Genomic DNA, 14,288 nt, shown 5'->3' on the forward strand with positions numbered 1-14,288 from the left:
TGCGATGACAGCTATGTCATCGCACTTTAAGCATATTCAATTTCTTCATCGACCCTGTATAGGACGTAAAATCGATACGCACCATTATAGAAGTAGGCGGTTTCCTCTTGGTATCTTGTGGTTTGGATAATTGAGGGAAATCCTGCATTCCTTAACCTATTTCTTAATCTGTTTACAGCTTGGATATACGTATTCGTTTCAATCCTCTCAACGACTGAGAATGCATTTCTCGTCGCGGGTCTTCTTCTGCACTTTTTAACAGAAAATAACTCAGCATATTCCCTTGATCTTGAGTAAGCGAGGTTTCTTCTCCTTCAAAAAATACAGAAATATTTCGGTCACTAAAATATAAAATAATCGTTTCAAATGGTTTAGATTTAATTAGATCCTCACATTCCTCTTTTGAACAGGTAGTTTTTTCTGTCTGACTAATTTTATAAAAAGCATGTGATTGGAGGTACTGATCATTTTCTAGCAGCCTTTTAAAGAGAGGAGAGAACCCGTGATTTGGAATTTCTAAATCGTTCGAAGCAGGCAGTTGTTTCATTTCTTCATAAGTGGATTTGGCGATATGGAGTGCACTATTCGTCAAATACAAATAAGCATTAACCTGTTGTTGGCTATTTAGTTTATATTGATTGTTTTGATAATACTTCTGATTTTCGATCGCCTTTTGGAAATATTGAGTCGCCTTTGAATATGCTTGATTCTTATACGATAAAAAACCAAGGCGGTATGGTGAGATAGGATTTGTATGGTCATATTTCATAGCTTCCTCTAAGCATTTTGCCGCCAATCGATCATCTTTTTGATATTCGGTTTTCAAATACGTGCCATAATTGATTAGGCAGTATATCAGCTTTCGTTTAACGTATTCTAACGAACTAGTATAATCATCATTTTTCTGTCGGACAAGGTGCTGAAGTTTGCGATACATTTCCTCATATAAATTAATCTTCATTGTGTAATTGTTAGAACCTCGTTCTGCTTCACGGGCAGACAGTTCTGCCTCCAAATCCTCTAGTTCTTCCAGTGTTTTATGTCTTAAACTCATTTTCAAACCCCCTCGGCTCAGAATGGCGGTGTCAACTTGTCTTTACTTATTTCGATACTCGTTTCATTAACCCTCTAGGTTCAACCCAATTTTTCAATTGTATCTCTATTTACCTTACTTTAACTGGAAATCAACTCCTACTTATTTTCACTTGTTATTCTTGTTATAATAGAATATTCAAGGAGTGGTTGGTATGAAAATAGTAAAATATCTAATAGTTTTTGTATTGCTCATTGGCCTTGGTATTTCTGCGTGGTTTTATTATCCTCAGTACCAAATCCACCAAATGAAAAAACACGCGGTTGCGGTGGTTAATAAGAGTTCTGACCAAATCTCTTATCTCAATTATTATCGAAATGCTAAAACTTCTCAGATTCACCATTTGGCGATTGGTGATTCTATTATACGTGGAGTCGGTGCAGGAAAGAATGAAAATTTTGGCAGTCTATTTTCTAGCAAATTGGCAGAACAAACCGCAAAACAAATTGAATTTCAAAATCAAGGAATCAATGGGATCACCAGTAGTGAATTAAATGACCTGGTTCAAGAGGGTCGATTTGATGAATCGATCAAGCAATCCGACATTGTCACAATTAATGTGGGCGGCAATGATATTCTTCGAATGGCAAACGGGCAAAATTTTCGTACCGTCATTCAAAGCTATGACCAATTGCAAACCACCTTCTCGAAAAATTTGTCTGATATTACATCGAGAATTACCAAGCTAAATCCCAAGGTTACAATTGTATTCTTAGAATTGTATAATCCATTATCACCAGATGACCAACTGTACCCTCTGGCAGATAAAATGCTGCCAAAATGGAATGTTAATATATATGAGGTTGCTCATAAAGTCCCTGGGTCGATTGTCATTGAAACAACAAAGGTCATTAACGGGGACCACCTGCAAAATCTTTCCCCTGATGGCGTCCATCCAAATTTGGCCGGTTATACAGCCATTTCGGAGCAAATGATTTATCAATTTAAACATCAATACAGAAAAAGTTCCGTATAGAACCGAAGGAAGAATTATTTCCTTAACTTCTTAAAACCCCAAAAAACACCTTCCACGATTCATTTTTCGCAAAATGAATGTGAGAAGGTGCTTTTTTGACCAGAAAAATTAATCCCCTGAGATTATATTAGAGGTCTTCCCGCATCAGGTGAAAGATTGGGATCTCCGCCACCAGTGATAATGGCGCTGTCTGGCTGAATATCATTATCCTCTAAGTTAGCTGTAAGATTTGTTTTGCTATTTTTATGATCATTTACATTATTTTGAAACTCTTGTGGTACATTTTTTTTCTCTTTATCCATGATTACACCGCCTTTTTACTGGTAGTGTTTGTAATTCAAGAATAAATATGCGGAGCATGGATTTCCTAAATTCTGACTGTGACTCTCTCTTTATTTTTAAAATAAACCCATTCCTTGAAGCCGATTTCCTTAAGGCGCCGTTGAACTTGATCAAACTCGTCCCCTACTCGATGTGGATCATGGGCATCCGATCCAAACGTTACCTTCACACCATATTGAAGTGCCAGCTCTAAAATATCATCCGACGGATACCAGCCGCCAACGTCTTTTGTTTTTCCGGATGTGTTGATTTCAATCGCGATATCATTTTCTCCAATCACCTTAATGGTATTTTCAACTGCAGCTGTCTGGATGGATGAAAAGGCAGGATAGAATCCTTTCATGGCATCAATATGGCCGAGGATTTGAAACATCCCACTTCGAGCCGATTGCTCAATAAGCGAATAATAATTTTCTTTCGTTCTGATTTTTTCTTGTTCTGTTAGCCCATTCCAGCGCTTTTTATTAAAAATACTCACCCCGTCCACATGGTGAACCGAACCAATGATGTAATCAAAAGGGTACGGCTCAAAACAGGAACGATAAATCTCCACTGACTCAGGGAAGAAATCGGATTCCACTCCAAGAAGCACCTCGATTTTATCGCTATAAGCTTGTTTCAGCTGCAGTACTTCGTTGACGTATTCTGGAAACATACTTTTTGCCATCGCGATATGGGGACGGAGATGATCTTCGTCACTACTAAAGTAAGGGGAATGATCGGCAATCCCGATTACACTTAGCCCTCGCTCGATCGCGGCATCAATATAATCACGAATCTTTCCGCGTGCATGGCCACAACGATCATGATGCGTATGTAAATCAAATTTGGGATTTGAATTCAACTTGTCCACGTTAATCACCTCACCTATTAATATGTACATATATCAGAAAAGATTAATCAAAGTAAAAAAAAGAAAACACCTTCCACTAGTTCAGATGTTAAGTGGAGGCGTTTTCTATTTCGAAACAATTAAACATAATTCTGCTTGATTGAATTGAGAGGTGTCTCTCGTTTATTGCGCCTTCTTTTAAGCCTTTTCGTTTTTTCTTTTTCATAAAAATGATAAACAATAAAGTAAGAACTAAAGCTTAGGATCATCCCAAAAATGGTCATACCTATTAAAGTATGGAAGCCTCCATGAAGGATACTTATTAGACTATGAAGATCACCGTGAATTAACTTTTGAAAAGAAAATGATGACTTGTGGCCTAAATTTACCTTCATAGGAAAAATCAATTTCCCGATTTTTTTTGCAAAAGGTAACAGAATAACTGGAAGAAGGGTTAGTTTCCCGATGACATTACCAATAATGGATGCAGGTAATGAACCTTTCGCTAAACGGACGATCGGTACAAATAATATATAAATAAGCGAACCTGTTGAGAGAACCAACATTTCCAAACCAAGGCCCAGCGCAAATCCTAAGGATACTTTTCTAGCTCCACCAGGAGACCGTAGAAGTTTAGTAATATTAAACTTAAAAGCACGTCCAAATCGCTGCAAAAAATTATACTTTTTTGGTTTTATGCTCATGATGGTATCTCCTTACTACAATTGATAAGTTTATTATACTCTATATGAGCCATAACTACTATTCTAAGAAATCAACTAATTAAATAAAAATAGAGCTGATTCCATCTTGGAACCAGCTCTGCATTAAATGGGACTTCACTGACTTACGCTTGAACCTCTTTTTTTAAATGAACCCATTCTTGAGACCGGATTTCTTTGACAGAATCCCTCCTAGTTTTTCCACGAGAATATGCTTGTTCTCTAATATATTCTGGTAATTGAACAAGTGATTTTAATTCGGCATACGTACCGCTTGGTTCAATTTCTATATCCACGATATTATAGCTCCACTCTATCTCCGCTGGGATATGAATAGCATTTAGACCAAGCTCAATCGCCGGCTTGATGTCTGTTTTGAGTGAATTTCCAATCAGCCAAGTATTCTTTTTATCTGCGTTTATTTTGTTTAAAACCTGTTGCAATGCTTCTGTAGTTTTATGTTCAAAGATAAAGATTCTTTCTTCAAAGTAATCCGTTAAGCGCAATTGGGTAATTTTTCTTTTTTGATTCTCTTCATCTCCTCCAGTAAATAAATATAATTGATGCCCCTCTGCTTGTAAGGTATCCAAGATTTCATACATATAAGGAAAAGGTTTCACCTTTCTTTGAAAAACACTTTGGCCAATTTTTTCTACTTGATTTAGTTCAGACGCTTTCATTTTTCTCCCCGTTTTTTCGCAAAAATACCGATAGGTTGCCACAAGGGATTGCGTATATAAGGAAGAATGCAAGCCATTAATTTCAACAGTTTTTATATCAATTTCAGATTGTTTTTGGAGAATTTCCTGCTTCGGAACGGATTTAAACCATTTCTTCATCACATTTGCAAATCTGTTTCTAGATTCTACAAAGTATTTATTACAATGAATCAAGGTGTCATCTAAATCCAATATTAAGGTTTGTTGATTCATGAACCAATCCCCCCTTAAATAGTGGTGTAACCTAAGTATATGGGTTAAAATCATTTTCATGATAAAATGAGCCTTTCCCATCAAAAGTTAGTGCATTAGTATTAGCGGACAATGTAAAAACGGAAATAAACTTTTCAATATAATAGTGACACTAACAAAAGCCAGTGTCTCGATAGACCCTAATTAAGATTTATATAGTATAATAAGGAAATTATAGCAAACAGGAGAAGAGAACATTGGAAAAACAAAATAGCAAGTATAGATGGGTCGTTTTTGTATCAATTTTATTAACGTATTTATTAATTGTTAGTCAACGAACAGCTCCAGGGTTAATTTCCGATCAATTGATGAAAGATTTCAACATTACAGCTTCTACGATTGGATTACTGACAAGTATTCAATTTTTTGCCTATGCTGGTCTGCAAATTCCTATTGGGATCTTGTCTGATCGATTTGGCCCCAACTTTTTTCTAGTGATTGGGGCGCTTCTTACTGGAATAGGTACATTAATTTATAGTCTAGCCACGAATGAAATAGTGCTTCTTTTTGCTAGATTATTGGTAGGTACGGGTGATTCAGCTATTTGGGTTAATTTAGTGTTGATCCTAAGTCAATGGTTTAAAGTGCGGGAGTTTGTTGGATTACTGGGCATAGCTGGAATGGCAGGGAGTTTTGGCTTTTTGCTAGCGACCGTCCCCTTTTCAGCATGGATTACACTATCCGGTTGGCGCGCCCCCTTTTTTACATCTGGAATTATGGTAGTTCTCTGTGGAGTACTTCTCTACTATGTCCTAGTAAAAAAACCAAAGACTTTTGAATGGAACGATACCATACCTAAAAAACAAAAAAAGCCTCGTGAAAAAACGCTGATTTTGTTACGTCGTATTTTTTCCACCCGCCAAGCATGGGCCACGTTCTTCTGTCACTTTGGTACTGTTGGAACGTATGTAGGATTTATTGGTTCGTGGGCTGTCCCCTATGGGATGCATGTATATGGATTGTCTCGTTCAGATGCGAGTCAACTGATTATGGTAGGTCTTTTCGGGGCAATTATTGGTGCTCCATTAACTAGCTGGATTTCCAGCCGCTTAGACTCGATTAAACGTCCGTATGTTATTGTTCACTGCATTGTGTTTTTATGCTGGGCGTCATTCCTTTTCATGAATGGAAAGCCGCCAGTCTTAATGCTTACGATTATTTTCTTTCTTATAGGATACGGAAATGGAGCGAGTGCTTTAACCTTTGCGATTGTTAGAAAATCCTTCGATATTAAAGAAGTCGGGGTTGTTTCTGGCTTTGCCAATATGGGCGGTTTTTTAAGTGCTGTTCTTTTGCCAAGTATTTTTGGGAAAGTGTTAGACCATTTCCACGCATCTGCAAGTAGTATAGGATACCAATATGGTTTTATTATTCCTGTCATTTTCTCTTTACTAGGGTTATTGGGTGGATTGATTATCGTGGAGAAACGACAAGAAGTTTTGCAAAGTCAGGTAAATTAATTTTCTTAATTAAACAAAAAACTAGGGAACTCATAATGGGCTTCCTAGTTTTTTTCTGTTATTATTCGATTTTGTAATCCATGACCCACTCGGTGTTTGGCAGGTAGTTAATCAGGAAACGGCGTCCTTCCACATTTTTTTCGATTGGATATTGTGGATTTGGAGATATATTTAAACGTTTGTTATGGATTATTACAGTAATAGTTCCTTGGATTTCACCCTTGGAAGGTTTCTCATAAACAATTTTTGAAGGAATCCCTTCTAATATTGTGTAATTCTTTTTTATGTAAGCCGGTGAATCTGCCCAAAACGCAGAAGCGCTGAACAAGGCTAGAGCTCCAAGTCCCAGAATCCCTAAGCGATAGATCCACATGACCGATGAGCCGATATAAGGTAATTCTTGCACCCTTGTGAATCCCTTCCAGACATTTTTCACTTTTAAACTAATTAATATGAATGATAAACCTGCGCCAGTTAAGCCAATCGCGCAGAATGGGAAGATATTTGTATACATGCCAAGTGGGACTAATAAGAAGAAGGTAATACCCAGTCCTAAAATAAATGGTGCTTTCATATATTACTCTCCTTTTCAGCTATATTTTCCATGTAAACTTTCCCGATTATTATGTGTAATTCTTCCCAAAATTACTTCACTCAAATGCACCAGTTTAGATTAAATTTCCACACCATGATAAAATAGTTTATGCGCGGAATTACATAAATATCGTGTTTCCTTGCTTCAAGGTTGTTAATATTCAATTAATTTATAGAGATAGAAGGGTTCTGCTTGATCAAATTTGCAAATGACGACAAAAGGATTCGATTTTGTGTCTCATTGTTAATCGCTTTAATAGGAGGATTTACGTTCGTTGCACTACATACACCTATTCCATGGCTGCTTGGACCTATGGCAGCTGTTTTAATTGGCTCAAGGTTTAGAAAGGTTCAGTTTTACTGGCCTAGTACCATTCGCGACATAGGTTTAGTGATTGTCGGATATTCGGTTGGCCTCTCGTTCACAAAAGAAGCACTTTTGGAAATAATGGCTAAACTGCCTTCCATGTTGCTGATGACAGTATTACTTGTTTGTTTTTGTGCTGGAATTGCTTTTGTTGTTTCTAAGTTAACTGGTGTAGATTATCCAACCGTGTTGATTGGAAGTATTCCGGGCGGGCTATCACAAATGATTATTTTCGCCGAAGAATTAAAAGGAATTAATATTACTACGGTGACCTTTCTTCAGGTAGCTAGATTGATTATGATTATTTTCTTTGTTCCTTTTCTAATATTAGGTCCGCTTTTTAAAAATACGACAAACACAACTTCGGACTTGTTTAATAGTGGTACAGTCTCCCCTATCCCACTTTTTCCAACCATCATTTGGTTTGTTGTTATTTGTGTGGTTTGTGCATTTCTTGCTCGGAAATTCAAATTTCCTACTCCCTATTTGTTAGGTCCAATTTTAGGAACAGCAGTCATCCATTTATCTGGCTTGCATGGTCCAGCGTTACCAGCTTCGATTCTTGATGTATCTCAATTTATGATTGGCGGGTACATTGGTTTGCTATTAAAGCCTGAAAAACTGGAGCACAAAACAAAAATTATTACACTTGCGCTCCTTAGTGGGATGGTAATGATTTTGGTCTCCATCGGGCTAAGTTTATTACTCGTTGCTTACTACCCTATCAACCATTCAACCAGTTTTTTAGCTTTGGCTCCTGGAGGAATGGATCAAATGGGAATTCTCGCTCATGAGGTCCATGCCGATTTATCGATGGTGACCGGCTATCAACTTTTTCGACTCTTTTTTATTTACTTTGCCGTTCCACCGCTTCTAAGATGGATTTTTAAAGTCGGGATGAGGAATACAGCAAAGACCCCTTAGGTCCTATGGCCCAAATATTTGTATTTTATTACTTGCAGATGTGTAAACTATCGGAAAAACGGAGATTAGAAAATGGAGAAGAAAATAGCAATCATAACGGATATTCATGGTAATTATTCGGCATTAATGGCAGTTTTGAATGAGATTGACAAGGACGAAAAGATTGAGCATATCTATTGTTTGGGAGATTTGATCGGGATTGGGTATGAAACAAATGAGGTTCTTGAGCTCCTAAGTTCACGTTCTGATATTTCGTTTGTTATGGGAAACCACGATGAAGCTATTTTGGATATTATTGCAGGGAGAGAGCCTTATAGCAGGGGTAGTGAAAAGGTACATCATCAATGGATTGCAGCCCATCTAGAACATAAGTTTATTCCGTTTTTAACCGAGATTCCTGTCACGTTAGAATCGATTTACAATGGTAAAAGATTGTTTTTTGTTCACTACCATTTGAATGAACTAAATAAATTTATCTCCGTGGATAAAGAGCCAACCGAGGAGAAACTTGACGCCTTTTACCAGACATCTAATGCGGATATTGTTTGTTTTGGCCATCATCACGTGATCCATCACTTTAAATCCATGGAGCGACTCTATCTCAACCCAAGCTCTTTGGGCTGTAATAATAAGCCATTGGCCACATACGCTGTTGTGACGATTGGTGAACAGGGTGATATTTCTGTTGCTTTTAGGGAAGTGCCGTATGACAATAAAGAATTTCTGATCGGTTTTAACAGATTGAATGTACCTGATGCGGATTATATTTTAAAAATATTTTATGGCGATCAACATTTGAAATTTATGTAATTCTGTTTACCGCATCTAAGGTAAACCCCGGGCAGACTTTTTTATTCGTAAAATAATAGCCCTCGATTAAAATTTCCATAAAAAATGACGATGAACTTGGATCATTCCAAGCTTATCGTCATTTTTTTAATAGGTATTACTTTTTACGAATGGCAAATACAAGAGCCACTAATGATAACAAGGCTGCAACAACCGATAAGATGGTCGGAAGTGAATTAGTGTTATCAGAGTCTGTTTTTTTAGCTTCAACTGTTTTTGTTTCTTCTTTTTTCGTTTCTTCCATTTTAGCATTGTCGTTGTGGTCATCCGTTGATGCGCCTGCAACAATGTCAGTTATGGAATGAGGACTATCTGCTCCTTCGTCCCCTGTCCATTCTACTATGCTGCCATCTTTATAATATTGAAAAGCATCCCAAGTTGCTTTAGTTGCTGTTTCAGGGTTTTTTCCAACAAACGTAAATTGCTGGAATTGACCAGGTAAAATTCCGTCACCTGTTGCTTCGAAAGTAAATGATTTTACAATACCTTTCGCATCTTTTTCATTGGAATATTTCCATCCAGGGACTGGCTGATAAGACTTAATTTCAACTCCAGCTGGTGCTTTTAATGTGAATTTAGTTGTGGCTATATCCTTTTCAACTGGAACTTTAACTGTATATGTTTCCCATGCACCTGTTGTCGACGTTTTCGGTGCTACTGTCACATGGGCACTTGCCACACTTGAGAATAATAATAAACCTAATACTGTTGGTAAAAACACTTTAGAAATCTTTTTCAATGTACGTTTCATCATTTTTGCTCCTCTATGTTGATTAATTACTGCAAAAGTAAAAGCTTCCTTCTTACTTTCATTCCAATAATCCCTCTTTTTTATTGCATCCACATCCACTTTGACCATTCATTCTTTTTTGTATTTCTAAGATGGCTTCTCCGAATCGGAGAACAATTCCACCAAAACCTTTTTGAAATTGATCGGCATGTTTTAATGAATCAAAAGCTAATACTTGTGGCTGGCAGCAATTCAAATTAAAATCTGCGTCAAGTAAGAAATACGCCATTTTTGCACTAATGGTCGTATCCTGAAGGAAATCGCGACAAATGATTTGAGAAACATCTTTTTCTATGTCCTTATATCGTAATAAGCCACAATGAGGACAGCAAAGGTGCTCTACCCTTAACTCGTGGGTTATAATTTGAACTGGGTGGCGATTATTTGATTCCTTCAAGCAATATGTACATGCGCTTGAAGAAGTGTTAGTTTCTTGTGTTATGCAGATTCCACCTGAAGTTTTAATGACCTTTTTGTCCTCTATTAATGGCTTTATATCTAGATAAACGGTCATTTCAGAAACTTGTAAACGATTGCTAATTTCTGTAATAGATAGGGTTCCTTCATTATTTAACCAAGTTAATAGTTGCTGTCGACGTTCAATAGGTAACAATTGTGCACCTCCTTCAAGATTTGTTGAAATTGCTTTTATATATTAAGATTAGAATACCTTTAAGATACTAACAAGGTATAAATGTGAATAACTTGTGAAATTTTATCAACGAAATCACATTTTCTCACAAAACTTAACAGGTGGTTGAATTAAGAAATAGGTATAAAGACATAAGGAAGATAGGAGGATTTACATTCCTATCATTTCTCTTAAAATACATAGAAGGAGGTAGAGAACAATGATTAAAAGAGTGATCATCCTTTTGGTGCTCTCATCAATTTTAATAGCATTAGTATTAGTAAAAGATCATACTTCTGCTCCTGTTAACAATACTATAACTAAAAACAATGGTTCCTCTGAGTACACCACGGTAGAATACAAGATTAGTAAAATTAAAGGGAAGCAATACTACGGAAAAAGTGATGACGGAACAGATATCATCTTTTCTTCAAAGAACATCCTTTCGGGTGATAAGATACGCGTTCATGATGTGGTCATATGCTATTTTGATAAGAATAATTTAGGAAAAGGGTTAGTCAAAGTGGAGAAGAAATAGATATTACAAGATACCCCCTTGTGTGGCTTCTGCCCACTTCATTCGAGGGGTAGATTTCTTTTTTACAGAAGTATTGTTGCAAAAAATGAAGTGATTTTCTATTCATAACCACAATTAATTACAGAAAGGAAAATTAGATTGAAGGAATTTACAGTTTGCTATACGTTTGATCATGAGATAATAACCGAAAAAATGATAAAAGAATTAGATGTTAATAAAGAAGATGTTGAACAAGAAGTAGTGGAAATGATGGAGCGTAACAAATACTTTATCGTGAAAAATGATCAAGGGAATTATATTATAAATTCCTATTTAGTTCGTTTTGTACGAATAATTAATGAAAGGATATTAGTCAAATAAACTAGCTGTTAGCCTTGGAAGGAATCTTTTGCCTCTCTATTTGAGATTACTTAAATAGCGGGCTCTTCATAATTACCTTATTATAAGCTAATTTAAAACCGTTTCTTTCCATATTCCTAGCGGATGTGTTATTCGGTTTTGTCGTCACAGTCAAATGAGTACATCCTTTAGACTTTGCATACTTAATTCTTTCTTCAATTAGTACATTTTGATAGCCTCTTCCTCTGTGTGTTTGAATCGTACTAGTTAAGAACATTTCACCGAGCTGGTCAGATATTGCTACGAATCCCCCTGCCACACTTTCTTCCTTTTCTTTTAATAAAAAAGCAGCTGAATGAGATAAATTTAAAAAACCTCTTACGGATTCGATTGAATCCTCCGTTGTGTTCTGGTCGCTTGAAAAACCAAGGGCAACGGTTCGTGCCCATTCATATGATTCTTCAGCACCCACTTTTACTATTGAAACCTCGTCATTTCTTAGGTTTCCTTTGTTTGGATTCCACTCCTCTAATTTGAGTACCCAAACAGCTAGAAATTGTTCTAGAGTGTATCCTGATTCTTGGAGTATTTTTAGTAATGGTTGATCAGAAAAGGGAGTTAACTCTAAATGTATATTTGAACAATTATCTTTTTTCCGAATGATGTTTTCTACCCTCTCGATATCACTGGTTAAAACATCTCCATTTAAGCCAAAGCCTACACCAAAACAATAATTATCCATATGAAACACAGTGCCCTTTCCATCTAAAGACAAATAATCTCCATTATAAGTTGGTGACAATTTCTTTCGATTAATAATGTATTCCATGGTCCCTTGAATTTTTATATCCTCTATTTTCCTTGCTAATTCTTCATTATTTAAAATCACCGATGTCGGCCCCCGAACGCATTTATGTATCTTTCATTTTTCAATAAACATACCCAATATTAATTCTACACAGTTTTTTTATTTTGAAAAGTTACGATTATTACCCCCAGCTAAAATTGAGGTAAACAGCATTTTTCAATTTTTTTTTGTATTAGTAATTTGGTCTAAATTTAACTCATATATTTTATATGAGCATTTTTTATGTATCATATATCATAAGAAATAGGTGAGACCAAAATGTTTGCTGTTCATTTTATTGAAAAAAATAACGTTTTATTAACTCAGCTGCTTAATCGTGTTCCAACCGAAGGTGAAGAGTTAAAAATTAAAGGTCGAAAGGCAAAAGTTGAAAGTGTTAAGAATATTGATGATCTCAATATTCATGTTCTGGTTTCTATAGAGGTTGTTAATAAAAATAAACTTGTTGTAGATAATTCAAAAAAGAAAAAGCGGTAAACAAGAATAAGAACGAACATGTTAGATTTTCATCTCTAATATGTGCGTTCTTTTTATTTTGTTTTCACAACCTTGAAATATATTCACAGCTGATTTTTTTATCTTCTGACAGTGCGAATTATTGGTGAATTAGCCTAAATTTAGTGGAAATATGTCCATCAAAATATACTATGCATAAGCTATAAAGAATTAATTTATTGCAAAGAAGGTGAATTTAATGACTCATGGACATGGTCAATCACATTCCTCATTTATGCCTTGGGAACAGTGGCATCAGCACAATCCACACGGTAGTTGGCAACAATGGCACCAACAACACCCTTATATGCCTTGGCAGCAGTGGCATCACCACTATCCTCATGGCACTCATCATCAGTGGCAACAACAACATCCTTGGGTACCTTGGCAGCAGTGGCATCACCATCATCCTCATGGTACCTGGCAGCAATGGCATCAAATGTATCCACATAGACAGGACTGATATTTTAAACAATCAAGATGGAGGTGAATTATTCACCTCTTTTTTTTACACTGAAAAGCACCATTTTATCAAGGTAATTAATACAAAAATCAGCCAAAAGTCACATTTCAAAAAAGTTATGTCTCTCTACACGGCATACTCTAAGAGAAAAATTCTTGTACCATTCTTTTTTCCCTTTATCCTGTGCTATTCTATGAGCAGAATTTTCCTTCCAGTTCTTTATAGATTCTAAAGAATCCCAATATGAAACTGTAATTCCTAACCCTTCATCCCTTGCACTTTCCACACCTAAGAATCCTTTTTGCTGAGAAGCTAACTCTACCATTTTATCTGCCATTTTTCCATAACCACTGTCACCTTTAGTTCTCTGTGAAGCAAAAATCACTGCGTAGTACGGTGGTTCAGGCGTTTTTGCAATTCCACTCATATTTCATTCCCCCAAAAAGTTTAATCTAATAATAATTTTAATACTTTTTTTCAATTAAATGCAGCCTACGCAATCATTGAAAATAACGTAGAAGATCGGTCGACCATATCGGCACAAGTGTGCTAGATTTGAATAAGAAAGGAGTTGATTACCCAAGTATGAGAGGTAACCAACTCTTTTTATTTGTCCTCGGATGTCTAATTATTGATCAATTCGGTCCCATATGAGTTATCGATTGCACAAAGCCAATCACCTTGTAAATTTTTCTTAAATACATAGGTCGCCTTTCTATCCATAGAATATTCTGAATCCTTTTTATCGGCAGCGAGTAGTGTTTGGGAAATGACTAATGCTGTGTCTCCAGCTTCTAGAATAATCATTTCCCCCTGTGTTGGTACAACACTGTTATTGAAATAATTTGCAATCGCAATAAATGCTTTTTTGATTTCCTCTTTTCCGCGTGCAATCATTCCAGGCTTTACAACAAGAATGGCATCATCGGTATAGTAATTCATCAGCGTATCAAAATCTTCCTGTTTAATGGCCATATCACACTTTTTGATGACCTCTTTTAATTCGTGTTCCATCATATATCCCTCCCAAACTT

At 36.2% G+C, this 14,288-nt stretch carries 19 protein-coding genes; 7 read left to right on the forward strand and 12 right to left on the reverse strand.

What is annotated here, in order from left to right; all coding sequences use genetic code 11:
- Window positions 1-172 precede the first annotated feature (172 nt).
- The gene (locus J7E67_RS04480; protein ID WP_214731099.1) at window positions 173-1,054 is read right to left on the reverse strand and encodes a tetratricopeptide repeat protein; all 882 of its coding nucleotides are present in this window, start codon (window positions 1,052-1,054) and stop codon (window positions 173-175) included.
- A gap of 193 nt (window positions 1,055-1,247) precedes the next feature.
- On the opposite strand from J7E67_RS04480, the gene J7E67_RS04485 reads away from it, so the two are divergent.
- Window positions 1,248-2,069: an SGNH/GDSL hydrolase family protein gene (locus J7E67_RS04485; protein WP_214716783.1), complete on the forward strand. Its 822-nt coding sequence runs from the start codon at window positions 1,248-1,250 to the stop codon at window positions 2,067-2,069.
- A gap of 122 nt (window positions 2,070-2,191) precedes the next feature.
- Here J7E67_RS04485 and J7E67_RS04490 read toward each other — a convergent pair whose 3' ends face one another.
- The 4 genes from J7E67_RS04490 to J7E67_RS04505 all read right to left on the reverse strand — a co-directional run bounded on the left by J7E67_RS04490 (window position 2,192) and on the right by J7E67_RS04505 (window position 4,897).
- Window positions 2,192-2,371, reverse strand: a complete 180-nt coding sequence (locus tag J7E67_RS04490) for a hypothetical protein (protein WP_214716784.1) — start codon at window positions 2,369-2,371, stop codon at window positions 2,192-2,194.
- Between the two features lie 65 nt (window positions 2,372-2,436).
- Complete coding sequence (locus tag J7E67_RS04495; protein ID WP_251026573.1) at window positions 2,437-3,255, reverse strand: histidinol-phosphatase; 819 nt, start codon at window positions 3,253-3,255, stop codon at window positions 2,437-2,439.
- A 128-nt stretch (window positions 3,256-3,383) separates the two neighbouring features.
- Window positions 3,384-3,947, reverse strand: coding sequence for a DUF2062 domain-containing protein (locus J7E67_RS04500; RefSeq protein WP_168243346.1), 564 nt, complete (start codon window positions 3,945-3,947; stop codon window positions 3,384-3,386).
- Window positions 3,948-4,090: 143 nt separating this feature from the next.
- Complete coding sequence (locus J7E67_RS04505; protein ID WP_214731101.1) at window positions 4,091-4,897, reverse strand: HAD family hydrolase; 807 nt, start codon at window positions 4,895-4,897, stop codon at window positions 4,091-4,093.
- A gap of 236 nt (window positions 4,898-5,133) precedes the next feature.
- Here J7E67_RS04505 and J7E67_RS04510 point away from each other — a divergent pair, with 236 nt between their 5' ends.
- A complete protein-coding gene (locus tag J7E67_RS04510; RefSeq protein WP_214716787.1) occupies window positions 5,134-6,396 on the forward strand; it encodes an MFS transporter in 1,263 nt (420 codons plus the stop codon).
- Window positions 6,397-6,457: 61 nt separating this feature from the next.
- On the opposite strand, the gene J7E67_RS04515 is transcribed toward J7E67_RS04510, so the two are convergent.
- Entirely contained in the window at window positions 6,458-6,970 is a 513-nt protein-coding gene (locus J7E67_RS04515; protein WP_214716788.1) for a hypothetical protein, read from the reverse strand.
- Between the two features lie 213 nt (window positions 6,971-7,183).
- Between J7E67_RS04515 and J7E67_RS04520 the strand changes: the two genes are divergently transcribed.
- Window positions 7,184-8,281 (forward strand): AbrB family transcriptional regulator, encoded by a 1,098-nt coding sequence (locus tag J7E67_RS04520; RefSeq protein ID WP_214716789.1) that lies wholly within the window; start codon window positions 7,184-7,186, stop codon window positions 8,279-8,281.
- Between the two features lie 72 nt (window positions 8,282-8,353).
- The gene (locus J7E67_RS04525) at window positions 8,354-9,091 is read left to right on the forward strand and encodes a metallophosphoesterase family protein (RefSeq protein ID WP_214716790.1); all 738 of its coding nucleotides are present in this window, start codon (window positions 8,354-8,356) and stop codon (window positions 9,089-9,091) included.
- 136 nt (window positions 9,092-9,227) lie between these two features.
- On the opposite strand, the gene J7E67_RS04530 is transcribed toward J7E67_RS04525, so the two are convergent.
- Window positions 9,228-9,881, reverse strand: coding sequence for a YcnI family copper-binding membrane protein (locus tag J7E67_RS04530; protein ID WP_214716974.1), 654 nt, complete (start codon window positions 9,879-9,881; stop codon window positions 9,228-9,230).
- A 58-nt stretch (window positions 9,882-9,939) separates the two neighbouring features.
- The gene (locus tag J7E67_RS04535; protein ID WP_214716791.1) at window positions 9,940-10,533 is read right to left on the reverse strand and encodes a DeoR family transcriptional regulator; all 594 of its coding nucleotides are present in this window, start codon (window positions 10,531-10,533) and stop codon (window positions 9,940-9,942) included.
- 238 nt (window positions 10,534-10,771) lie between these two features.
- Between J7E67_RS04535 and J7E67_RS04540 the strand changes: the two genes are divergently transcribed.
- Together J7E67_RS04540 and J7E67_RS04545 are read left to right on the forward strand one after the other, a co-directional pair.
- Entirely contained in the window at window positions 10,772-11,089 is a 318-nt protein-coding gene (locus J7E67_RS04540) for a hypothetical protein (RefSeq protein ID WP_088087033.1), read from the forward strand.
- Between the two features lie 138 nt (window positions 11,090-11,227).
- Window positions 11,228-11,449, forward strand: a complete 222-nt coding sequence (locus tag J7E67_RS04545; protein ID WP_088087032.1) for a hypothetical protein — start codon at window positions 11,228-11,230, stop codon at window positions 11,447-11,449.
- A gap of 46 nt (window positions 11,450-11,495) precedes the next feature.
- On the opposite strand, the gene J7E67_RS31765 is transcribed toward J7E67_RS04545, so the two are convergent.
- Window positions 11,496-12,317, reverse strand: coding sequence for a GNAT family N-acetyltransferase (locus J7E67_RS31765; protein WP_214716792.1), 822 nt, complete (start codon window positions 12,315-12,317; stop codon window positions 11,496-11,498).
- 237 nt (window positions 12,318-12,554) lie between these two features.
- Between J7E67_RS31765 and J7E67_RS04555 the strand changes: the two genes are divergently transcribed.
- Window positions 12,555-12,773: a hypothetical protein gene (locus tag J7E67_RS04555; RefSeq protein WP_214716793.1), complete on the forward strand. Its 219-nt coding sequence runs from the start codon at window positions 12,555-12,557 to the stop codon at window positions 12,771-12,773.
- A 251-nt stretch (window positions 12,774-13,024) separates the two neighbouring features.
- On the opposite strand, the gene J7E67_RS04560 is transcribed toward J7E67_RS04555, so the two are convergent.
- From J7E67_RS04560 to J7E67_RS04570, 3 genes are all read right to left on the reverse strand, one after another.
- Window positions 13,025-13,240, reverse strand: coding sequence for a hypothetical protein (locus J7E67_RS04560; RefSeq protein WP_214716794.1), 216 nt, complete (start codon window positions 13,238-13,240; stop codon window positions 13,025-13,027).
- Between the two features lie 114 nt (window positions 13,241-13,354).
- The gene (locus J7E67_RS04565; RefSeq protein ID WP_214716795.1) at window positions 13,355-13,681 is read right to left on the reverse strand and encodes an antibiotic biosynthesis monooxygenase family protein; all 327 of its coding nucleotides are present in this window, start codon (window positions 13,679-13,681) and stop codon (window positions 13,355-13,357) included.
- 197 nt (window positions 13,682-13,878) lie between these two features.
- The gene (locus tag J7E67_RS04570) at window positions 13,879-14,268 is read right to left on the reverse strand and encodes a YybH family protein (protein WP_168246077.1); all 390 of its coding nucleotides are present in this window, start codon (window positions 14,266-14,268) and stop codon (window positions 13,879-13,881) included.
- Between the last annotated feature and the right edge of the window lie 20 nt (window positions 14,269-14,288).

The sequence above is a fragment of the Bacillus sp. ISL-46 genome, assembly GCF_018613205.1.